This window comes from Cupriavidus sp. 22TCCZM04-2, assembly GCF_057798895.1.
In genome coordinates, this window is sequence record NZ_JBYOJS010000004.1 from 317,641 (window position 1) to 340,118 (window position 22,478).

Annotated in this window: 20 protein-coding genes; 8 read left to right on the forward strand and 12 right to left on the reverse strand. The window is 65.7% G+C overall.

The genetic code is table 11. From position 1 onward, the window contains the following. Positions 1-66 precede the first annotated feature (66 nt). The 5 genes from AC3FKG_RS09430 to AC3FKG_RS09450 form a co-directional block, all read right to left on the reverse strand. The gene (locus AC3FKG_RS09430) at positions 67-1,263 is read right to left on the reverse strand and encodes a class I SAM-dependent rRNA methyltransferase (protein WP_488742914.1); all 1,197 of its coding nucleotides are present in this window, start codon (positions 1,261-1,263) and stop codon (positions 67-69) included. A 215-nt stretch (positions 1,264-1,478) separates the two neighbouring features. After that, on the reverse strand, positions 1,479-1,784 hold the full coding sequence (locus AC3FKG_RS09435) for a YbeD family protein (protein WP_483710275.1): 306 nt from the start codon (positions 1,782-1,784) through the stop codon (positions 1,479-1,481). Positions 1,785-1,839: 55 nt separating this feature from the next. Continuing rightward, positions 1,840-3,039, reverse strand: coding sequence for a D-alanyl-D-alanine carboxypeptidase family protein (locus AC3FKG_RS09440; protein ID WP_483710274.1), 1,200 nt, complete (start codon positions 3,037-3,039; stop codon positions 1,840-1,842). A gap of 82 nt (positions 3,040-3,121) precedes the next feature. Beyond that, entirely contained in the window at positions 3,122-3,763 is a 642-nt protein-coding gene (locus tag AC3FKG_RS09445) for an alpha/beta hydrolase (protein ID WP_483710273.1), read from the reverse strand. A 143-nt stretch (positions 3,764-3,906) separates the two neighbouring features. Continuing rightward, complete coding sequence (locus tag AC3FKG_RS09450) at positions 3,907-4,227, reverse strand: (2Fe-2S) ferredoxin domain-containing protein (protein WP_488742915.1); 321 nt, start codon at positions 4,225-4,227, stop codon at positions 3,907-3,909. Positions 4,228-4,639: 412 nt separating this feature from the next. Here AC3FKG_RS09450 and AC3FKG_RS09455 point away from each other — a divergent pair, with 412 nt between their 5' ends. From AC3FKG_RS09455 to AC3FKG_RS09475, 5 genes are all read left to right on the forward strand, one after another. Continuing rightward, complete coding sequence (locus AC3FKG_RS09455; protein WP_483710271.1) at positions 4,640-5,935, forward strand: dicarboxylate/amino acid:cation symporter; 1,296 nt, start codon at positions 4,640-4,642, stop codon at positions 5,933-5,935. Between the two features lie 82 nt (positions 5,936-6,017). Then, complete coding sequence (locus AC3FKG_RS09460) at positions 6,018-7,997, forward strand: sensor histidine kinase (RefSeq protein ID WP_488742916.1); 1,980 nt, start codon at positions 6,018-6,020, stop codon at positions 7,995-7,997. A gap of 8 nt (positions 7,998-8,005) precedes the next feature. Then, positions 8,006-9,328 carry a sigma-54-dependent transcriptional regulator gene (locus AC3FKG_RS09465; protein WP_488742917.1) on the forward strand — a complete coding sequence of 441 codons (1,323 nt, stop codon included), beginning with the start codon at positions 8,006-8,008 and terminating at the stop codon, positions 9,326-9,328. Between the two features lie 833 nt (positions 9,329-10,161). Next, positions 10,162-11,139 (forward strand): NAD(P)H-dependent flavin oxidoreductase, encoded by a 978-nt coding sequence (locus AC3FKG_RS09470; RefSeq protein WP_488742918.1) that lies wholly within the window; start codon positions 10,162-10,164, stop codon positions 11,137-11,139. 102 nt (positions 11,140-11,241) lie between these two features. Continuing rightward, positions 11,242-11,610: a YbaN family protein gene (locus tag AC3FKG_RS09475; RefSeq protein ID WP_483711441.1), complete on the forward strand. Its 369-nt coding sequence runs from the start codon at positions 11,242-11,244 to the stop codon at positions 11,608-11,610. Between the two features lie 135 nt (positions 11,611-11,745). Here the strand turns inward: AC3FKG_RS09475 and AC3FKG_RS09480 are convergent, their stop codons facing one another. The 7 genes from AC3FKG_RS09480 to AC3FKG_RS09510 all read right to left on the reverse strand — a co-directional run bounded on the left by AC3FKG_RS09480 (position 11,746) and on the right by AC3FKG_RS09510 (position 20,462). Further along, positions 11,746-12,996 (reverse strand): phenylacetate--CoA ligase family protein, encoded by a 1,251-nt coding sequence (locus AC3FKG_RS09480; protein WP_488742919.1) that lies wholly within the window; start codon positions 12,994-12,996, stop codon positions 11,746-11,748. 89 nt (positions 12,997-13,085) lie between these two features. Further along, the gene (locus tag AC3FKG_RS09485) at positions 13,086-13,901 is read right to left on the reverse strand and encodes an ABC transporter ATP-binding protein (RefSeq protein WP_483710266.1); all 816 of its coding nucleotides are present in this window, start codon (positions 13,899-13,901) and stop codon (positions 13,086-13,088) included. A 107-nt stretch (positions 13,902-14,008) separates the two neighbouring features. Then, positions 14,009-15,346 carry an ABC transporter substrate-binding protein gene (locus tag AC3FKG_RS09490; protein ID WP_488742920.1) on the reverse strand — a complete coding sequence of 446 codons (1,338 nt, stop codon included), beginning with the start codon at positions 15,344-15,346 and terminating at the stop codon, positions 14,009-14,011. 83 nt (positions 15,347-15,429) lie between these two features. Beyond that, entirely contained in the window at positions 15,430-16,506 is a 1,077-nt protein-coding gene (locus AC3FKG_RS09495; RefSeq protein WP_483710264.1) for a branched-chain amino acid ABC transporter permease, read from the reverse strand. Between the two features lie 26 nt (positions 16,507-16,532). After that, entirely contained in the window at positions 16,533-17,447 is a 915-nt protein-coding gene (locus tag AC3FKG_RS09500) for a branched-chain amino acid ABC transporter permease (RefSeq protein ID WP_483710263.1), read from the reverse strand. A 46-nt stretch (positions 17,448-17,493) separates the two neighbouring features. Continuing rightward, a complete protein-coding gene (locus tag AC3FKG_RS09505; RefSeq protein WP_488742921.1) occupies positions 17,494-18,486 on the reverse strand; it encodes an ABC transporter ATP-binding protein in 993 nt (330 codons plus the stop codon). A gap of 17 nt (positions 18,487-18,503) precedes the next feature. Next, the gene (locus AC3FKG_RS09510) at positions 18,504-20,462 is read right to left on the reverse strand and encodes an AMP-dependent synthetase/ligase (RefSeq protein WP_483710261.1); all 1,959 of its coding nucleotides are present in this window, start codon (positions 20,460-20,462) and stop codon (positions 18,504-18,506) included. A 237-nt stretch (positions 20,463-20,699) separates the two neighbouring features. On the opposite strand from AC3FKG_RS09510, the gene AC3FKG_RS09515 reads away from it, so the two are divergent. From AC3FKG_RS09515 to AC3FKG_RS09525, 3 genes are read left to right on the forward strand one after another with little or no spacing between them, the layout of a single operon-like run. After that, complete coding sequence (locus AC3FKG_RS09515; protein WP_483710260.1) at positions 20,700-21,368, forward strand: Crp/Fnr family transcriptional regulator; 669 nt, start codon at positions 20,700-20,702, stop codon at positions 21,366-21,368. A gap of 4 nt (positions 21,369-21,372) precedes the next feature. Next, positions 21,373-21,804, forward strand: a complete 432-nt coding sequence (locus AC3FKG_RS09520; RefSeq protein ID WP_483710259.1) for a DUF3293 domain-containing protein — start codon at positions 21,373-21,375, stop codon at positions 21,802-21,804. A gap of 2 nt (positions 21,805-21,806) precedes the next feature. Next, the gene (locus tag AC3FKG_RS09525; protein WP_488742922.1) at positions 21,807-22,478 is read left to right on the forward strand and encodes a DUF2459 domain-containing protein; all 672 of its coding nucleotides are present in this window, start codon (positions 21,807-21,809) and stop codon (positions 22,476-22,478) included.

Sequence of the window (22,478 nt, forward strand, 5' to 3'; positions counted from 1 at the left end):
CCTCCTTCCACGCAGTGGGACAGGGGAGAAACACCGCGGTCGATGGAACGCCGCAGTCAATTCCCCTTACTCAACCTTCTCCAGCAACAAACCCTTCAGATACTCCCCTTCCGGGAAGGCCGACAGCATCGGATGATCCGTGCCCGCCGACAACCGGCGCAGGATGCGCGCATCGGCACGCGCATCGGTCACCGCGCCGGCCACGATCTTCTGGAACAGCTCCATGCTGATCGCACCCGAGCACGAGTACGTGAACAGCAGCCCGCCCGGACGCAGCAGCTGCGTGCCGACGAGGTTGATTTCCTTGTATGCGCGCGCGGCACGATCGATATGCTGCGCCGACGGCGCGAACTTCGGCGGGTCGAGGACGATCAGGTCGAACTGGCGGCCTTCCGCGCGGAATTCGCGCAGCGTCTTGAACACGTCGGCATCGAGCCACGTCGCACGATTCTCGTCGAAGCCATTGAGCGCAACATTGCCCGCGGCAATCTTCAGCGCCTCGCCCGAGGAATCAATCGAAGTCACCGATGTGGCGCCGCCGCGCAGCGCCGCCAGCGAAAAACCACCGGTGTAGCAGAAGCAGTTCAGCACCTCGCGCCCGGCGGCGAGGTCGCCGACCAGCTTGCGGTTGTCGCGCTGGTCGACATAGAAGCCGGTCTTGTGGCCGTTGCGCACGTCAACGTAGTAGCGCACGCCATGCTCGGTCACCGACAGCGCCGGATCGGGCTCGGCGCCGGCCAGCACGCCGGTCACCAGTTCCAGCCCCTCGCGCTGGCGCACGGCGGCGTCGGAGCGCTCGTACACGTTGGGGCATCCGGTCTCCTTGACCAGCGCCTGCACGATGGCGGTCTTCCAGTGTTCCACGCCGGCGGAATTGAACTGGCACACCAGTTGGCCATTCGCGCCGTTGCCGTAGTAATCGACGATCAGGCCCGGCAGGCGGTCGGATTCGCCGAAGATCAGGCGCACCGCATCGCTGTCCTTCACCCACTGGCGGCGATAGGCGATCGCCGCGGCCACGCGGCGCTTGAACAGCGCGTGGTCGACCGGCTCGTTCTCGTCGAAGGTCCACGCGCGCGCGCGGATCTGCGATTCGGGGCTGTAGGCGGCCTTGGCCAGGAAACGGCCATCGGCGGCGCGCACGATGACGGTCGCGCCCGGTTCGCAGCGGCCTTCCGTGGTGGCGATGCCGGTGGCGTAGATCCACGGATGGCGGCGCAGCAGGGACTTTTCCTTGCCCGGCTTGAGGGTGATGGTGTTCATGTTGGTATGGAAATACAGCAGAGTCCGGGGCGTCAAAACCGCGGATATGCAAGCCGAGGGCACCCCTCTCCCGCCTGCGGGAGAGGGGTGGGGGAGAGGGCGGGAGCGTCAACGAAGTGACGGGCGTCGATATCGCCAGCGCCTGCCCTCTCCCCCGGCCCCTCTCCCGCGAGCGGGAGAGGGGGAAAACAAACGGTGTTCTGTGAGTCGATGCCTTACAGCACCACCTTCACCATCGGATGCGCCGTCAGCGCGCGATATAGATCGTCAAGCTGTTCGCGGCTGGTGACCCACACCGTGACCGTCAGGCCCAGATAGTTGCCCTTGCTCGACGGACGCATTTCCATCTTCCCGGCGTGAAAGCCCGGGTCGAACTCCTGCACCAGCGTCACGATGGCTTCGGCAAAGCCGTCCTGCATCGCACCCATCACCTTGATGGGAAAATCACTGGGGTACTCGATCAGCGACTGCTCGGGCGGGATATCGCCAGGCTTGCCGCCGCCATGGTTGTCGGTTGCCATTTCAGTTTCTCCAGCAACCCGGCGCGCGCATGGCGTGCCTGGCCGCTCCATCACATTACTTGCGCTTGAACCACAGGCGGATGGTGTCCCACAAGCGGCCGAAGAAGCCTGCCTCGGGCACTTCTTCCAGCGCCACCACGGGGAACTCCGCCACCTTAGTGGTGCCGTCCATCAGCTTCACCGTGCCCACCTGCTGGCCCGCGGCGATCGGGGCGATCATCAGTTCCTGGCGCTCGAGCACCGGCTTCAGGCGACCGCCCGTGCCCTTGGGCACGGTGACGAAGGTCTCGTTCTGCACGCCGATCTTGACCGTGCCGGCCTTGCCCTTGTAGATGTCGGGCGTGGCCAGCACCTGGCCCTTGTCGTACAGGCGCAGCGTGTCGAAGAACTGGAAGCCGTAGTTCAGGATCTTCAGGCTTTCCTGCGTGCGGATCTGCTCGGTGGCCGTGCCGATCACGATCGACACCAGGCGGCGCGAGCCATTCGGCACGTTGGCCAGCGGGCGCTGGGCCGACGAGATCAGGCAGTAGCCGGCGGACTTGGTATGGCCGGTCTTCAGGCCGTCCACGGTCGGGTCGATGTACAGCAGGCGGTTGCGGTTGGGCTGCCTGATCTTGTTATAGGTGAACTCCTTCTGCGAGTACATTCCGTAGTACTCGGGGAAGTCCTTGATCAGGCGCGTGGACAGCGTGGCCAGATCCACGGCCGTGGTGTAGTGGTTCGGATCGGGCACGCCATCGGTGTTGGTGAAGTGCGTGCCCTTCATGCCCATGCGCTGGGCTTCGCGGTTCATCATCGCGACGAAGCCTTCCTCCGAGCCGCCCACGGCTTCGGCCAGCGCCAGCGAGGCGTCGTTGCCGGACTGCACGATCAGGCCCATCAGCAGGTCGTTCACGCTGACCGGCTTGCCGGCTTCGATGAACATGCGCGATTCATCGCTTTTGACCTTGCGCACGATCTCGGTCGGCGTAATGGTCTGGTCCAGCGTCAGGCGCTTTTCCTTGAGCGCCTCGAACACCAGGTAGGCGGTCATCAGCTTGGTGAGCGAAGCGGGCTCGATGCGCAGATCGGCATTCTGCGACGCCAGGGCCTGGCCGCTGGTCACGTCGTACAGCATCCAGGACTTGGCCGCCACCTGCGGCATCGGCACACCCTGTGCCAGCACGGCGGCGGGCGCGGCGGCCAGCGTGACGGCCGCGACGAGCGCGGCGGGGGCAAAGACGGACGCAAGGCGCGGCGTGGCTCTGTTCAGCATGTTTCAGTTTCCGACAAGATAAGTTTCGCGAAGAACGGTTGCGGGCGCCGGCATGGCACCCGGGACGGCGTGCCGACTGGCCTCACCGGTCCCACGCATTGACGACGAGCTGCTTGATCAGGTGCAGCTTGCGGTGAAAGAAATGATCGGCGCCGGGGATGACAATGACCGGCAGCTCCTGCGGGCGGGCCCAGTCGAACACGCTTTGCAGCGGCACGGTGTCGTCCTGCTCGCCATGGATGACGATGGTATCGGCCGGCACTTCGGCCACCTCCCAGCGGCTCGCGGCGGTACCGACCAGCGCCAGGCGCTGCGCGGGCGTGCCGGCATCGGCCAGGCGCTTCGCGACGTGCGTGGTCACGAAGCTGCCGAACGAGAAGCCGCCCATGGCAAGCGGCAGCGTGGCGGCATCGGGCGACCACGCGGTCTGTTCGCGCATCCACGCGACCACGGCCAGCAGGTCGTCCTGCTCGCCCACGCCGTTGTCATGCACGCCGGCGCTGTTGCCGACGCCGCGGAAGTTCGGGCGCACCGTGGCGTAGCCGAGCTGCACGAAGCAGCGCGCCAGGGTCTGCGCCACCTTGTTGTCCTTGGTGCCGCCGAACAGTGGATGCGGGTGCGCCACCAGCGCCAGGCCGCGCGGCGCCGCTTGCGGCAGGTCGACCGAGAGGTCGATCGCGCCGGCCGGGCCGGCGATGGTCAGTACCTGGGTATGCGCGTTCATGATGGCAATGGACGATGCAAAGCAACTGGGGGCAATGGAAACGCTGCCGCTACGCTCGCGCTGGAGCGGCACTGCTACGGGAACAACCGGAAAACCTGGGGACATCCTCGACACCGGCGCTGCCGCGCCGGCAGGCGTCGCCGTCAGTGGTCCACCATCAGCCGAGTTACCGGCTTGCCGTGCAGCAGATGGCTGTCGATGATCTCGTCGATATCGTGCTCGTCGACGTAGGTGTACCAGACGGCCTCGGGGTAGACCACCAGCACCGGTCCAAGTTCACACCGGTTCAGGCAGCCGGCCTTGTTGATGCGCACGCGGCCTTCCCCGCCGGCGATGCCCAGCTCCTTGCAGCGCTTCTTGGCGTATTCCTGCATGGCCTTGGCGTTGTGCTGGGCGCAGCAGTTCTCGCCGTCCTCGCGCTGGTTGAGGCAGAAAAAAACGTGGTGCTGGTAGTAGCTGCTCATGCGTGCTGGGGGAAAGGCGAAAAACGCGGTGGCACCGGCTCGGGTCCGACGCGTCCGGCATTGATGGAAGCTCGGAATTATACGGTGTGTCGGCGGCCGGACTAAGGCAATCCGGCGCTCCATCGGCATCGCCGGCACGCCCCGCGCGCAAACCGGGCCGCGGATGTGCCATATCGGGCACCCCACGCATCGCCACCGTTCCGGATCCCCGGAGCCGGCGATTCCGGAATTCCGGAATTCCGGAGTGCCGGACCCTGCGCGCGATGCCACGCCTCGTTTCAAATCAATGACTTAGCGTCTTTCCGCACGCTGGCATATCGATTGCAATTCCTGAATCCGAGACGCGCTGCATTCCGTGACGGCGTGCGCCCGCCACGCCGGTGGGTATGGTCAAAAAACCGAGGACGACATCATGAGGAAACCCTTCTACAAGATCCTGTACGTGCAGGTGCTGTTCGCCATCTTCGTCGGCATCCTGCTGGGCCATTTCTGGCCCGACACAGGCGTGGCCATGAAGCCGCTGGGCGATGGCTTCATCAAGCTGATCAAGATGATCATCGGCCCGATCATCTTCTGTACCGTGGTGACCGGCATTGCCGGCATGAGCGACATGAAGAAGGTCGGCCGCGTCGGCGGCAAGGCGCTGCTGTACTTCGAGATCGTCTCGACCTTCGCGCTGCTGATCGGCCTGGGCGCCGCGCACCTGCTCAAGCCGGGCGTGGGCTTCAACATCGACCCGTCGACGCTCGACACCGCGTCGATCGCCCAGTATGTGTCCAAGGCGCACGGCCAGAGCACGGTCGAGTTCCTGATGCACATCATCCCGGAAACGGTCTTCAGCGCGTTCGCCAACGGCGACATCCTGCAGATCCTGCTGGTCTCGCTGTTCTTCGGCGCGGCCCTGGCGGCCATTGGCGAGCGCGCGCGTATCGTCGTGCAGCTGATCGACCAGGTGTCGAAGGTGTTCTTCCACATCGTGCACGTCATCACCAAGGTGGCCCCGATCGGCGCGTTCGGCGCGATGGCCTTTACCATCGGCAAGTACGGCCTGGGCTCGCTTGTGCCCCTGCTCAAGCTGATCGGCACGTTCTACTTCACGGCCATCGTTTTCGTGGTGTTCGTGCTTGGCACGATCGCGCGCCTGACCGGCTTCAACATCCTGCGCTTCATCTCGTTCATCAAGGAAGAGCTGCTGATCGTGCTCGGTACCAGTTCGTCTGAAGCCGCGCTGCCGCACCTGATGGAAAAGCTGGAGAAGCTGGGCTGCTCCAAGTCCGTGGTGGGCCTGGTGGTTCCGACCGGCTACTCGTTCAACCTGGACGGCACCAACATCTACATGACCATGGCGGTGATCTTCATCGCGCAGGCCACCGGCATCGAACTGACGCTGATGCAGCAGCTCACCATCCTGGGCGTCGCAATGCTCACGTCCAAGGGTGCCAGCGGCGTGACCGGCGCGGGCTTCATCACGCTGGCGGCGACGCTGGCGGTGGTACCCACCATTCCGGTGGCCGGCATGGTGCTGATCCTCGGCATCGACCGCTTCATGAGCGAGTGCCGCGCGCTGACCAACATCATCGGCAATGGCGTGGCCACCGTGGTGGTCTCGGCCTGGGAGCGCGAGCTTGACCGCGCCAAGCTGCGCCGTGCGCTGAAGCAGAGCACCGACGATGAGGCAGAACTCGCCGACGCCGGCCAGAACGTCTGAGGCCGCGCGCGGTGCTGGCCGGCCCGGTGGGCCGGCCGCGCCGCAGCGGGTATCATCGGCGCGACAGCCTCCGCGCGCGCCGATGCCCCATTCCGACGACTTCCTCGCCGTACATGACCCCGCCGCCATCCAGGCGGCGCACGAGCCCGGCAGCGAGAACCGCCGCTGGTGGGGCTTTGCCGTGGCGCTGGGCGCCGGCCTGGTGCTGCTGTGCGCACTGACCTGGCTGGTATCGGTGCAGCGCGGCCTGGCGGCCTTGCAGGAGTCCACGGCCACGCGCGCCGACCGCTACGCCGCCACGCTCGAAAGCACGCTCGACCGCTACGAATTCCTGCCCGCGCTGGTATCGCTGCACCCGTTCGTGCGCGGCCTGCTGCAGGCCCCCGGCGACCCGGCCCGCGTGGCCGCCGCCAACCACTACCTGGCCGAAGCCAACCGGCGCTCGCACGCCTCGGCCACCTACGTGATCGCCACCAACGGCATCGCGCTGGCCGCCAGCAACGCCGGCGAGCCCGGCAGCTTCGTCGGCACCGACTATCGCTTCCGCCCCTATTTCCAGATTGCCGCACGCGGCGAGATGGGACGCTTCTACGCCATCGGCATCACCAGCGACGAACCTGGCTACTACATCGCCCAGCCCGTGGAGTCGGGCGGCAAGGTGATCGGCGTGACCGTGGTCAAGCTCAACCTGGAGTGGTTCCAGCGCGCCGGCGGCGGCAGCGCCGAGCCGCTCATGGTCAGCGACGCCCACGGGGTGATCTTCCTGTCTTCCGTGCCGGGCTGGCAGTACCGCACGCTGGGCCCGCTGCCCCCCGAACTGCACGAAGAACTCGGCAAGACGCGCCAGTACCACGACCGCGACGTGACGCCGCTGCCGCTGGAGCCGCTGACCTCGCCGGTGACGGCGTGGCTGGCCGCCACCGCGCTGGACCCGGGCGCGCGCCTGGTGCGCGTGCGGGCCAACGACACCAATCCGGACGGCACCGAGCGTGCCGACCGCTACCTCGAACTCGGCCGCAAGGTGGGTCCGGCGAACTGGACCATGCAGGTGATGGCGCCGCTCGACCCCGTGCTGGCCAATGCGCGCAACGCCACCGTGGCCGCGGCGTTGGCCTATGCCTGCATCTGCCTGCTGCTGGTCAACTGGCGCCAGCGCCGCCAGCGCGCGCGCGACATGCAGTACAGCCGCCGCCTGCTCGAAGCTGCCTATGACGAGCTGGAGCGGCGCGTGGAGGCGCGCACCGCCGACCTGATGGCCATCAACGAGAAGCTCGAGGAAGAAGTCGCCGAGCGCACCCGCGCCGAGGGCGAATTGCGCGCGGCGCAGGATGAACTCGTGCAGGCCAGCAAGCTGGCCGCGCTCGGGCAGATGGCCGCGGGCATCACGCATGAGCTGAACCAGCCGCTGGCCGCGCTGCGCACGTTCTCGGACAACACGCGGGTGCTGCTGGAGCGCGGGCAGCTCGGCGCGGCCGAAGGCAACCTCTCGGCGATTGCCGACCTGACCGAACGCATGGGCAAGATCACCGGCCAGCTGAAGCTGTTTGCCGGCAAGGCGCGGCCGCCGCGCCGCTCGGTGCTGGTGCGGGCCGCGCTCGAACATGTGCTGGCCCTGCTGGCGCCGCGGCTGTCCGCCGTGGCCTTGCATGTGGACGGCCTGGACGCGCTGCCCGGCATAGCCGTGCGCGCCGACGAACTCAAGCTCGAGCAGGTGCTGCTCAACCTGATCGGCAACGCGCTCGACGCCATCGCTAGCGCCGCGCCCGTGCAAGGCCGCATCGACGTGTCCGTGCGCGCCGAGGCGGGCGCCGTGACGATCGAGGTGCGTGACAATGGCACCGGCATCCGGCCCGAAGACCTGCCGCGCCTGTTCGAGCCGTTCTTCACGACCAAGGAAACCGGCCAGGGGCTGGGCCTGGGCCTGGCCATCACGTCATCGATCGTGCGCGAATTCGGCGGACAGCTGAGCGCCGCCAATGCCGATGGCGGCGGCGCGGTATTCACCATCGTGCTGACGCGCGCCCCGGCGGAAGCCGGCGCGCCGGTCAGCCAGACACATTGAGGCCCCCGATGCAAGACGGTTTGCGCGTCCTGTTCGTCGAAGATGAACCACTGGTGCGCCAGGCCACGGCACAGAGCCTGGAGCTGGCCGGGTTCTCCGTGCTGGCGCTGCCCTCGGCCGAGGCTGCCCTGCCCCACCTGAGCGCCGACTTCCCCGGTGTGCTGGTCACCGACGTGCGCCTGCCCGGTGCGAGCGGGCTGGACCTGTTGCACCATTGCCGCAACGCCGCGCCCGGCATCCCGGTGATCCTGGTGACCGGGCACGGCGACATCACCATGGCCGTGCAGGCGATGCGCGAAGGCGCCTATGACTTCATCGAAAAGCCCTTTGGTGCCGACCGCCTGACCGACACGGTGCGGCGCGCCATTGAACGGCGCGGCCTTGAGCTTGAAAACCAGGCCTTGCGGCGGGAGCTGGCTGGCTCCGCCGCCGGCACGCGCATCATCGGCCGCTCGCATGCGATCGACCAGGTGCGTGGGCTGGTGGCCAACGTCGCGGCCACCGACGTGCCGGTGATGATCAATGGCGAGACCGGCACCGGCAAGGAGCTGGTGGCGCGCAGCCTGCATGCGCTGTCCAACCGCGCCGACGGGCCTTTCATCGCGCTCAACTGCGGCGCGGTGCCGGAGTCGATCTTCGAAAGCGAGATGTTCGGCCACGAAGCCGGCGCGTTCACTGGAGCCGGCAAGCGGCGCATCGGCAAGCTCGAGCACGCCTCTGGCGGCACACTGTTCCTTGATGAGATCGAAAGCATGCCGCTGGCGCTGCAGGTCAAGCTGCTGCGCGTCTTGCAGGAAGGGATGCTGGAACGGCTCGGGTCCAACGCATCGGTGAAGATCGACGTGCGCATCGTGGCGGCCGCCAAGGGCGACATGGATGCGCTGGTTGCACAGGGCGTGTTCCGGCAGGACCTGTACTACCGCCTCAACGTGGTCACCATTGCGCTGCCGCCGCTGCGCGAGCGGCGCGAGGACATCGTGCCGCTGTTCGAGCATTTCATGCTGATTTCGGCGGTGCGGTACCAGCGGCCTGCGCCGATCCTGTCCGAGTCGCAGCGCCAGGCCCTGGCGCAGCGCCCGTGGCCCGGCAATGTGCGCGAGCTGCGCAATGCCGCGGATCGGCTGGTACTGGGCGTGCCTGAAGGCGGCCAGGCCGGCGCGGCGTCGGCACCCGACGAAACCGCGCCGCTGCGCGAACGGATGGAGCATTTCGAGCGCGCCGTAATTGCCGATGCGCTGGCGCGCACCGGCGGCGCCGTCAGCCAGGCGGCCGACCTGCTGCAGGTGGGAAAAGCGACCTTGTATGACAAGATCAAGCGATATGGGTTATAGGCGCTTCATTTCGCCTTAGGCAATGCGTGCCCCAGAGTTTTCACTACGCTGCCATGGCAACGTCACAATCGACGACTATATTTCGTGTGCGGTTGCGGCATTGGCAGGTGCCCTGGCTGCTTGCTTCTTTTATCAGTCTTCGTGGTAATTGGTGCCCCGCTTGTGCGGGGCGTTTTTTTTGGCTCTTCGCTGAATTGCGGGGACGTAGCTCTTGGGAAGCGCCGCTGTTTCGCCGGCGTAGCCGGCGACTTACTTTCTTGTCCAAGCGACAAGAAAGTAAGCAAAGAAGCGCGTTTACTTGTCCTAGCGGACGAATATTGATCGTAGTGTGCGAAGAATTTCGTACGGGTATGAACTTCAGAGACTGCCCGGCTGCCTGCCGCGGGGAGCGCGTCCGAATGCAGGCTCTCACACAATGATTGAACGAGCCCCGAAACTGTCCGTGGCCCGATACTGCCCGCGATATCGCATCATCGCCTTCGGCTGCTGCGCGGCTCAGTAGTCGGCAGGCGGGACGACATCGACGGCGCGGATTCTGGAGCTTCCGTTTCTTCTCTTCCCTTCCCTTGGTTTTTCAGTGAGTGCGCGCAGCTCAGCCGTAGGCGTCCTACCGATGGCGTGGTTAGGATAAGCCACCAAGTAATCCGGGCTCGCTCATCTGAGGTGTCTGTCCTGATCGTCATTGCCCCCCCGGCCAATGTGACAGGCTCCGACGATTCCCCCAATTGGCGTAGATTGACGCTTCTAGCCTCCCCAATTCGAAACTCCCTATAATCGAACGACCGTTCATTTCAGGGTGCCACCCGGCGCCCTCACGTGGTTCAGGAGACTCCATGCCCGCCGCCCGACAACTGCCTCAGGTACTGCAAAACCTGGCTCTTCCCGTCATCGCCTCGCCGATGTTCATCGTCAGTTATCCGGAACTGGTGCTGGCGCAGTGCAAGGCCGGCATCGTCGGCTCGTTCCCGGCGCTGAATGCCCGCCCGGCGGAACTGCTCGACGAATGGCTGACGCAGATGCAGGAAGAGCTGGCCAGTTTCCAGGCGGCCAATCCCGGCAAGCCGGTCGGCCCGATCGCCGTGAACCAGATCGTGCATGCATCGAACGCACGGCTCGAACACGACATCAAGGTCTGCGTGGACCATAAGGTGCCTATCTTCATCACCTCGCTGCGTGCGCCGATGAAGGAGATGATCGATGCCGTGCACAGCTACGGCGGCATCGTGCTGCACGACGTCATCAGCCTGCGCCATGCCGAAAAGGCGCTGGAAGCCGGCGTGGACGGCCTGATCCTGGTAGCCGCCGGCGCCGGCGGACATGCCGGCATGCTGTCGCCGTTCGCGCTGGTCGGCGAAGTCCGCAAGATTTTCGACGGTCCGATCGCACTGTCGGGTTCGATCGCCACCGGCGATGCGGTGCTGGCCGCCCAGGCCTTGGGCGCCGACTTCGCCTACGTGGGCACGCGCTTCATCGCCTCGCAGGAAGCGCACGCGAACGAGTCGTACAAGCAGTCGATCACCGGCTCGGCCGCCGCCGACATCATCTACACCAACCTGTTCACCGGCGTGCACGGCAACTACATCCGCGAGAGCATCGTAGGGGCCGGCCTCGACCCGGAGAACCTGCCCGTGGCAGACAAGAGCAAGATGGATTTTTCCAGCGGCAGCTCCAAGGCCAAGGCCTGGAAGGACATCTGGGGCGCCGGCCAGGGCGTGGGCCAGATCCACGATATCCCGCCCGCCGGCGAGATCATCGCGCGCATGAAGGCGGAGTACGACGCGGCCAAGGCGCGTCTCGGTATTGCGCGCTAAGCACGCCAAGCCCGCTTGCCTCCTTTGACGTCCCTGCACCGCGACACTTCGAAGCCTGCCGTCACGGCCGGACTAAGCCGGCGGCAGCGGCTGCTGCGCGCGATGTGGGTGACATTGGGGGCGATCAGTCTCTTGCTTGGCATCATCGGCATCTTCTTGCCGGTGCTGCCGACCACGCCGTTCGTGCTGCTCGCCGCAGGCTGCTTCGCGCGCGGCTCCGAACGCTTCCACGGCTGGCTGCTCGAACATCCGCGCTTCGGCCCCCTGGTCAGCGACTGGCAGCGCCACCACAGCATTCCGCTGCGCGCCAAGTGCCTGGCCTTGGTGATGATGTGGTCGTCGATGGGTGCGACGGCCTGGTTGATGCGCGAACGGCCGCTGGCGTCCGCCGCGCTGATTGCATGTGCGGCGGCGGTGAGTATTTGGATGCTGCGCCTGCCGACCCGGCCACAGGGCGGGCACGATAGCTAACGGTCGTTCAATTGGCTGCATGCCGGGGCGCGTAGGGCCGCACAGGGTGATGCTATTACGAGCGCCGGCCCTCACCCCGGCCCCTCTTCCGCGAGCGGGAGGGGAGCAAACCGTCGGTCAATTGGATTGCACTGGTTAATCGTAACGACGCGCGTCCTCGATCACCCTGCCGTCCTGCGGCAACGATCCCGACGGCACGAAGGCCACTTCGCCGCGCAGCCGCATCACTTCACGCAGCGACTCCGCCACGGCCAGGCGCAAGCCCTCGTCGCCGTGCGCGGCATCGCAATGCAGCGTCATCACGTCGGCGCCCATGGTGCCGGTCACGACGAGCCGCGCGGCGCGGATCTCCGGATGGCGGCGCAGTACATCGGCCACCTGCCCCGGATGCACGAACATGCCCTTGACCTTGGTGGTCTGGTCCGCACGGCCAAGCCAGCCCTTGAGGCGGATATTGGTGCGCCCGCACGGACTGGCACGGCGCGAGGAATCCGTGACGACGGCCGACAGGTCGCCGGTGCCGAAGCGGATCAGCGGATAGTCGCCGTTGCCGAGCACCGTGATCACCACCTCGCCCGTCTCGCCCTCCGGCATCGGCCGCGTGCCGCCCGGCTCGACGATCTCGACCAGCACGCCCTCGTCCACCACCCAGCCATCGCCGCCTTCGGTCTCATAGGCGATCAGGCCGACATCGGCCGTGCCATACATCTGCCGCACGCGGATCCCGCGCTCCTGGAACCAGCCGCGCAGCGAAGGCGGCAGCGCCTCGCCCGAGACCAGCGCCTTGGTCAGGCTGTGGCACGGCGCACCCATTTCCTCGCCGCGTTCGAGCAGCAGTTTGAGGAACGACGGCGTGCCCGCGTAGGCGGAAGGGTGCAGGCTCGCCAGCGCCTGGACCTGCGACTCGGTTTGGCCGACACCCGCGGGGAACACGCAACAGCCCAGCTTGTGCGCGCCGGTTTCCATCATCATGCCGGCGGGCGTGAAGTGGTAGGAGAAGGTGTTGTAGACCAGCTCGCCCGAGCGGAATCCCGCTGCGAACATGGCGCGCGCGATGCGCCACCAGTCGGCGCCGTGGCCGTCCGGTTCGTGGATCGGGCCCGGTGACTGGAAGATGTGGCGCAGGCCGCCGACTGGCGTGGCATTGAGTCCGCCCAGCGGTGGCATGGCCTTCTGCCGTGCGCTCAAGTCCGATTTGCGCGTCACCGGCAACGCGGCGAGTGCGTCGCGCGAGGTCAGCGCGGACGGATCTACATCGCGCAGCGTTTCGGTGAAGTAAGGCGCGTGCGCTTTGGCATGGGCGATCTGGCGCGAGAGCGCGGCGAGCAGCGCCTGCTCGCGAACTTCCGGCGCGCGCGTTTCCAGCGAATCGAAGTATTCGGGCATGGTTAATTACGACGAATAAGGTCGTTGAATAGGCAGCGTGTTGCTCTTCCCTCTCCCGCTGAGGGGGCAGGGGAAACCATCGGCGTGCGTTACGCCAGCCAGCGCTTTCTTCGCCGGTAGCTCTTTACGTCCCGGAACGACTTGCGCTGCGCGCCGTCGGCATCATTGGCGGCCACGCCGAGGTAGAACTCCTTGACGTCCTCGTTGGTGCGCAGCGACTCGGCGTCGCCATCCATCACCACGCGGCCGTTCTCGAGGATGTAGCCATAGTCGGCATAGCGCAGCGCCACCATGGTGTTCTGCTCGGCCAGCAGGAAGCTGACCTTCTCGCGCGTGTTCAGATCGCGCACGATCTCGAAGATCTCTTCGACGATCTGCGGCGCCAGGCCCATCGACGGTTCGTCGAGCAGGATCATCGCGGGCTTGGCCATCATGGCCCGGCCGATCGCACACATCTGCTGCTCGCCGCCCGAGGTGTAGCCGGCCTGCGACTTGCGGCGCGTCTTCAGGCGCGGGAAGTAGTTGTAGATCTTCTCCAGCTCGTCGCGCGTCTCGCCGCGCGACAGGCCGCGCGTGTAGGCGCCGGTCAGCAGGTTTTCCTCGATGGTGAGGTGGGCAAAGCAGTGCCGGCCCTCCATCACCTGGATCACGCCGCGCCGGACGAGATCGTTCGGCGTGAGCTGGTCGACGCGGTCGCCGCGGTATTCGACCGAGCCCTTGGTGACATCGCCACGCTCCGCGTGCAGCAGATTGGAGATGGCCTTGAGCGTGGTGGTCTTGCCCGCGCCGTTGGCCCCCAGCAGGGCGACGATCTTGCCCTCCGGCACTTCGAGCGACACGCCCTTGAGCACCAGGATCACGTGATCGTAGATGACTTCGATGTTGTTGACGCAGAGAAGGGTCATGGTACGGCTCGTATTGGTGTTGCGATAACTCCGGGCTTCGCGTTCGACCCGGTTGTCTCGCCTCCCCCTCAGGGAAAGGCGAGACAACCGTCAGGACGCGTTCAGCATCACGACTTCATGCACCCCGGCGTGATTCCCTTCTCCTTCGCGTACTGCGCCGCGGTCGCCTTGAACAGCGGGTGGATCAGGTTCTTGTTGCCTTCGATCCAGTCGGACACCACGACCCACTTGGTGCCGTCCCACTGCTGGATCTTCACCTTGCCCGAGCCCTCGTGGTTGTCGCAGCTGGTCTTGATTTCCGGCAGCAGGCCGGTCGCGCCAAGCTGCTGCAGGCGCGCGTTGGTCAGGTTCAGGTTCTCGAAGGCCCAGCGCATCTGGTCGCCGGTCATCGGCTTGCCCTTGCCGAACTTCGCCTGCGCCACGCGGATGGCTTCCACGGTCACCACGGCCGCAGAAACACCGCGGTTGTAGAGCACCGAGCCAACCTTGTTCTTGTCCTGCATATTGCCCTTGCCCGCGCCGTAGACCACCTTGTCGATGTCGGCGATCAGCGGCACGCTGCGGCCCGCCACGTTCCAGGTGGCGCTCATATAGCCCTTCGCGGCTTCGCCGGCCGGCACGGTGTCCTCTTCCGAGCCTGCCCACCACGAGCCGATCATCTTGTCACGCGAGAAGCCCACCTTCTGCGCGGCCTTCAGCGCGGTCTGGTTCATCACGCCCCAGCCCCAGAAGATCACGTAGTCGGGGTTTTCCTGGCGGATCTTCAGCCACTGCGCGCCCTGCTCGTTGCCCGGGTGCGCCACCGGTATCTCGACCAGGTTGAACTTGCCGAGCTTCGCTTCCGCCTGCAGCGCCACAATCGGCTCCTTGCCATAGGCCGAGTCGTGGTACAGGTAGACGATCTTCTTGCCGGCGAGCGAGCCGCCATTCTTGGTCGCCAGGTATTTCACGATGGCCGAGACCTGCATCTGGTAGGTCGTCACCAGCGGGAAGGCATAGGGGAACACCGAGCCATCGACCGCATCGGTGCGGCCGTAGCCCATCATCACCAGCGGCACCTTGTCGGCGGCGGTCTTGTCGACCAGCGCGTACGAAATGCCCGTCGACATCGAGTGATACGCGGTCCCCCTGGTGGTGGCGTTCTTCGCCTTCAGGCGTTCATAGCACTCCACGCCCTTGGCGTTGTTGTACTCGGTCTCGCACTCTTCCCAGCTCAGCTTGACGCCATTGACGCCACCATCCTTCAGGTTGACGTAGTTCAGGTAGTCGACGAAGCCGCCATACCAGGACTGCCCATTGGCGCCATACGGGCCCACGCGGTAGCTTGGCAGTGCCACGAACTGTTCGTTGGTCTGCGCCAGTGCCGTTGCGGCCGGCACCATCAGCGCCGCTGCGGCGCTCGCGGCCAGCACGGCACGCCGCACATTGCGAATCAGGGTTGTCATGACAGTCTCCTTCACCTTGGCAGGTGCGTTTGTTATGGGGTACCCGTTTGATCGAAAGCTACGTCGGAAAGCGATTGATGCGATTAATGCGGGAACGGCCACAGCCTCAGCTTCTCCTTGGCGATCTGCCACAGCCGCGCAAGGCCGTGCGGCTCGACGATCAGGAAGAAGATGATGAGCCCGCCGAACACCATCAGCTGGATGTGCGATACCGTGGCATTCGTGAACGGCAGGTGCAGCAGCGACGCCAGCGGCGGCAGTACGTTGTCCAGGAAGATTGGCAGCAGCAGGATGAACGCCGCGCCCAGGAACGAGCCCAGGATGCTGCCCACCCCGCCAATGATGATCATGAACAGCACGCGGAACGACAGGTCCAGCGAAAAGCCGTCGGGCTCCACCGAGCCCAGGTAGCAGAACGCGTACAGCGCGCCGGCCACGCCGCAGTAGAACGAGCTGACGGCAAAGGCCAGCAGCTTGGTGCGCATCAGCGGAATGCCGATCACCTCGGCCGCCACGTCCATGTCGCGCACCGACATCCACGCGCGGCCCGTGGCCGAGCGCACCAGGTTCTTGGCGATGAACGCCAGCACCGTGACGATGGCCAGCACGAACAGGTACTTCTTCACCGGCGTGTCGATGGCCATGCCGAACAGGTCCAGCCGCTGCGCGGTAATCACGCCCGACGAACTGTTGTTGGAGAACCAGGGGAACTTGGTCAGCGCCCACACCACGAAGAACTGCGCGGCGAGCGTAGCCACCGCCAGGTAGAAGCCCTTGATGCGCAGCGACGGCAGGCCGAACGCCACACCGACCAGTGCCGCGGACAGGCCCGCAAGGATGAACGTCAGCAGCACCGGCAGGCCTTCCACGCGCAGCTGGAAGTTGTAGGCCGCGTAAGCACCCACCGCCATGAACGCCGCCGTGCCCAGCGACAACTGCCCGGCATAGCCGGTGAGGATGTTCAGGCCGAGCGCCGCGAGCGCGAAGATCAGGAACGGGATCAGGATGGCCGAGAACCAGTATTCCGAGCCAATGAACGGAATCACCAGGAAGGCCATCGCCATCAGCACGGCAAAGCCGATGCGGTCCTGGCGGATGGGGAAGATCTGGCTGTCGGCGACGTAGCTCGTCTTGAACTGGCCGGCTTCACGATAGAACATGGAAAGTCTCCTGGAGCGAAGTCGGTTCAGACGCGGTCGATATGCTTCTCGCCGAACAGGCCTTCGGGCCTGACCAGCAGGAACAGCAGCGCGAACACATACGGGAACCAGCCCTCGATGCCACCGAAGTTGCCGCCGAACGCCGACTGGAACACGGGCGGGATGTAGATCTCGGCGAGCTTCTCCGAGGCACCGATGATCAGGCCGCCGACAATGGCGCCCGGCACCGAGGTAAAGCCGCCGAGGATCAGCACCGGCAACGCCTTCAGCGCCGTCAGCGTCAGCGCGAACTGCACGCCATTGCGCGAGCCCCACAGCATGCCGGCCACCAGCGCGACAAAGCCCGCCACGCCCCACACGATGGCCCAGATGTGCTGCAGCGGAATGCCCAGCGACAGCGCGGCCTGGTGGTCGTCGGCCACCGCGCGCAGCGCGCGGCCCACCTTGGTGTACTGGAAGAACAGCGCAAGCGAGCCGACCAGCACGCCGGCAATCGCCGCCGCCGCGATGTCGAACTTGGAAAGGACGATGTTGAAGTTGGTCAGGATCGACTCGATTGGCTCGTCGACGATGCCCAGGTTGATCGGGCGCACTTCGTTGCCGAACAGCAGCGGCCCCAGCCCTTCCAGGAAGAACGACAGGCCGATGGTGGCCATGAACAGCGTGATGGGCGGCTGGTTGACCAGCTTGCGCAGCACGAAGCGCTCGGTGCTCATGCCGACAATGATCATCACGACAAAGGCGCCGATCACGGCGGCCCACATCGGCAGACCCTTGTCCATCAGGCCGACCACGGCCAGCGCGGCGAAGTAGACCATCGCGCCCTGCGCGAAGTTGAACACGCCCGAGGCCTTGTAGATCAGCACGAAGCCCAGCGCTACCAGCGAGTACATCAGGCCCGACAGCAGGCCGCCGAGCAGGATTTCAATGAAGAACGTCATGGCTGCGTTCCGGTGGAATCGGTTGAATGGAGAGCCGTTCGCGGGCTCAGTGCGACGTGCCCAGGTAGGCCCTGATCACATCCGGATTAGCCTTCACCTCATCCGGTGTCCCGTCGCCGATCTTCTTGCCATAGTCCAGCACCACCACGCGGTCCGAGATATCCATCACCACGCCCATGTCGTGCTCGATCAGCACGATGGTGGTGCCGAACTGCCGGTTCACGTCCAGGATGAAGCGGCACATGTCCTGCTTCTCTTCCACGTTCATGCCGGCCATCGGTTCATCGAGCAGCAGCATCGACGGCTCGGCCGCGAGCGCGCGCGCCAGCTCCACCCGCTTCTGCAGGCCGTAGGGGAGGCGCCCCACCGGGGTCTTGCGGATCGACTGGATTTCCAGGAAGTCGATCACCTCCTCGACCTTCTGCCGGTGCCGCATCTCTTCATTGCGCGCGGACCCCCACCAAAGTGCATGCGCGAGAATGCCGGTGCGGAACTGCGTGTTGCGGCCGGTCATGATGTTGTCGAGCACCGTCATGCCCTTGAACAGCGCGATGTTCTGGAACGTGCGCGCAATACCCTGGCGCGCCGCTTCGGTCGGATGCATCTGGCGGCGCTCTTCGCCGCGGAACACGATGCGACCCTGCTGCGGGTGGTACACGCCGTTGATCACGTTCAGCATCGAACTCTTGCCCGCGCCGTTGGGGCCGATGATGGCGCGGATCTCGTGCTCGCACACATCGAACGAGATATCGGTCAGCGCCTTCACGCCGCCGAACGACAGCGAGATATGCTGCAGGTCCAGGATCACCTCGCCACCGGTACGCGCTTGCTCATGTGTCTGCTGCGAACGCTGCACGCCGGCTTGCAGGCCGATGTCGGCGAGCGGCGCGCCGGGCGCCATCGGGCCGGCCGGCGCGATGGCGCCGCCGCCGGGGATGGCGCCCGATGCATCCGTGCGCGCCATGCCGTTCCATTCCGGTTGTCCGCCGCGCTGCCCTGCGCTCGCGCGGTCCGATCCTTGCCAGGCCACTTGCGTCATGCTCTTGCTCCCCCTGCTCACGCCGCGCGTGCCGACGGCGGCAGGCGTTTGGCATCCACCAGCTTCAGCGTGGCCGACACGCTGCCCTCGCGCCCGTCCTCGAACTTCACGCGCGTCTCGATGAACTGCTCGCTCTTGCCGGCGTACAGCCCTTCGATCAGCACCGCGTATTTCTCGGCGATAAAGCCGCGCCGCACCTTGCGCGTGCGGGTCAGCTCGTCGTCGTCCGGGTCCAGTTCCTTGTGCAGGATCAGGAAGCGAGAGATCTGCGACCCGGCCAGCATGGCATCGCTGGCCAGGTCGGCATTCACCTGGTCCACGCATTCGCCGATCATCGCGATCACATCCGGCTGGGCAGCCAGGTCGACGTAGCCGGCATACGGCAGGTGGCGGCGCTCGGCCCAGTTGCCCACCGCATCGAAGTCGATATTGATGAAGGCGCAGACCTGGTCGCGGCCAGTGCCGAAGGCCACCGCTTCCTTGATGTACGGGAAGAACTTCAGCTTGTTCTCGATGTACTTGGGTGCGAACATCGAGCCATCGGCCAGCTTTCCCACATCCTTGGCGCGGTCGATGATCTTGAGGTGCCCGTCGGCATCGATTACACCGGCGTCGCCGGTCATGAAATAGCCCTCGTCGTTGATGGCCTCGCGCGTGGCGTCGTCGCGCTTGTAGTAGGACTTGAGCAGGCCCACGCCGCGCACCAGCACCTCGCCGTTGTCGGCGATGCGGATTTCCATGCCCGGTGCCGCCGGGCCGACGGAATCGAACTTGACCTGCCCGTCCGGCTGCAGGCAGACATAGGCGCAGGTTTCGGTCTGGCCATAGAACTGCTTGAGGTTTACGCCGATCGAGCGGTAGAAGCGGAACAGGTCGGGGCCGATCGCCTCGCCCGCGGTATAGCCGACGCGGATGCGGCTCATGCCGAGCACATTGCGCAGCGGACCGTAGACCAGAAACTCGCCGGCGGCATAGCGCATGCGGTCGGCCAGTCCGACGGGCTTGCCGTCGAGGATGTCGGCACCACAGCGGCGCGCGACATCCATGGCCCAGTGGAACAGCTTGCGCTTGATCCAGCCCGCGTCTTCCATGCGGATCATCACTTGCGTGAGCAGGCCTTCATAGATGCGCGGCGGTGCGAAGTAATAGGTCGGCCCGATCTCGCGCAGGTCCGTCATGACGGTCTCGCGCGATTCCGGACAGTTCACGGTGAATCCCGCCACCATGGCCTGTGCGTAAGAGAAGAGGTTGTCGCCGACCCATGCCATCGGCAGGTAGGACAGTACGTCGTCCTTCTCCGTGAGGCCGTCGAAGCCGCAGCCGTTCTGCGCCGAGCCGATCAGGCCGCGATGCGCGTGGCACACGCCCTTGGGCTTGCCGGTAGTGCCGGACGTATAGAGAATGATCGCCGTATCTTCGGGCTCGCCTGCGGCAATCGCCTCATCGTAGAAGCCCGGATGTGCCTGGTCATATTCGCGGCCGATTTCCTGCAGGCGCGCGTACGACATCAGCGAAGGATGATCGTAGTCGCGCAGCCCGCGCGGGTCTTCGTAGATGACGTGGCGCACGCTGCGGCCAGAGGCAGCCAGTTGCTCTTCGACTTCGAGCAGCTTGTCCACCTGCTCCTGGTCTTCGACGATGGCGAAGTCGATCTCCGCATCGTTGAGGACGTACACCATTTCATTGGCAATGGCGTCCTGGTACAGCGGCACCGGCACGCCTCCCAGCGCCTGGGCTGCGGTCATGGCCCAGTACAGGCGCGGACGGTTGTCGCCCACCACCGCCAGGTTCATGCCGCGCGTGAAGCCCAGTGCCGCGAGGCCGCATGCCAGCGCGCGGACTTCGTGCGCGGCCTGTGCCCAGCTGTATGTCTGCCAGATGCCGAGATCCTTTTCGCGATACGCCGGATGCGCAGGCCGTTGCCGGGCGTGCTCCAGCAGCAATCGCGGAAAGGTCGTCGCCGACGATTCCTGCATCGCTGTCTCCTGTCCCTCCGTCGTGGGGATCCACGCGCGGTGTCAAGCGCCGGTCCGGGTCGTTATACTTGGCCTGTTTTGCCCGGCGGCCATCATGCCGCAGCGCATCAAGCCCGTCGTGCCTTGTGTTGTGGCACTTGCCGGCTCCGTAGTGATCGTAAGATAGCCGATGCCTTTCCCCCCGGTTGTCACGCCGGTGACAATTCCGGGTTAATCCCTACAGGACCTTTCCAGGCCATGCTGAACGATTTCGTCGACCGCTGCGTATGGGCCGCGGACCTCAGTCCGGAGCAGCGCGAACGCGTGCGCCGCGCGATGTTCGTGCGCGAGTACACGCAAGGCGACTACGTCTGCCACAAGGGTGAAATCGCCGAGCACTGGCTCGGCGTGCTCGAGGGCATCGTCAAGATCACTACCGTGTCGCCATCGGGAAAGTCGGTCACCTTCACCGGCGTGCCGACCGGCGGCTGGTTTGGCGAAGGCGCGGTGCTCAAGTCGGAGATCCGCAAGTACGACGTGATGGCACTGCGCCGCTCGTCCATCGCCTTCCTGCCGCGCGAGACTTTTCAGTGGCTGCTGGATACCAGCCTGCCGTTCACGCGCTTTCTGCTCACACAGTTCAACGAGCGCCTTGGCCAGTTCATCGCCGCGGTGGAATACGAGCGCCTGCTCGACATCGACTCGCGCGTGGCGCGCGCGGTGTCGTCGCTGTTCAATGAACATCTTTATCCGGGCATCGGCACCACGCTTGAGATCTCGCAGGAAGAGATCGGCCTGCTCGCCGGCATTTCACGCCAGCGCGCCAACCAGGCGCTCAAGGTGCTCGAACAGCAGGGCCTGGTGCGCGTGGATTACGGCGTGATCGAAGTGCTCGACCTGGACGGGCTGCGCCAGTACGGCGAGTGACGGCATGCCGGCGCGCACCGCGATCGACGAGGCCACGCTGCAGGCTTATCGCGAGACCGAATATCGCGTGCATGGCGATGCGCCGCTGATACTGAAGATCGACCAGCCAAGCGCACCGCTGGCCGCCTTGCATGCGCGGCTGCGGGTGGCGTCGAGCGCGTTCATCACGGCAGCGAATCCATTCAGCCAGCAGCCATGCGATCCATTGCGCAACGACGCGCGGCAGCATGCGCTGGCCGACGAACTCGCGCGACTCGGCTTTGCCGTCATCGCCGGCATCGGTCAGCATCCGGACAACGGCTGGCCAGGCGAGCCCAGCTTCCTGGTTCCCGGGATATCGCTCGACACCGCCAGCGCGCTCGGCACGAAGCACGGCCAGAACGCCATCGTCTGGAGCGGGGCCGATGCCGTGCCGCGGCTGATCCTGCTGCGCTGAACGTGCGCCGCGCCTTTTCCTCCCGGCGCCTGCTGGCTGGCGCGGCCGCCTTGGCGGCCGCCGCCTGCGCGCCGCTGCCTCCGGCGTCATCCATCACGCCTGCCGTACCCGCCGCTGCCATGATCGACGTGGTGGTGCGCGGCTGGCACACCGACGTCTGCCTGCGCAGCGAGGATGCGGACCCCGCCGTGCGTAGCCTTGCCGCCGGATTCGAGGAGGTGCGCTACCTCTGCTTCGGCTTCGGCGACCGTTCCTACGTGGTACGGGGCAACCATGGGGTAGTGACCATGCTGCTGGCACTCGTGCCGGCGCGAGGGGTGGTGCTGATGACCGCGCTGCGCGCGCCGCCGGCCGAAGCGTTCGGCGCGGGGAATATCGTTGGCCTGGCGGTCAGCCAGCCCGGACTGGAGGGATTGCGCACCTTCCTGCGCCACGCGGTGCAAAGGGATCCGGACGGCTACCCCATCAGGCTTGGTGCCGGCCCATATGAAGGCGGTGCCTACCTGTCGGCGACTGCTGCCTATAGCTTGCTCTATACGTGCAACACGTGGACGGCAGACGCGCTGCGCCACGCCGGGTTGCCACTGGCCCCCGTCGCAGTGTTCGCGGACGACATCATGATGCAGGTCAGGCGGATCGCCTCGGAACAGTCAGGCGCAGGGCTGGCGCCCTGA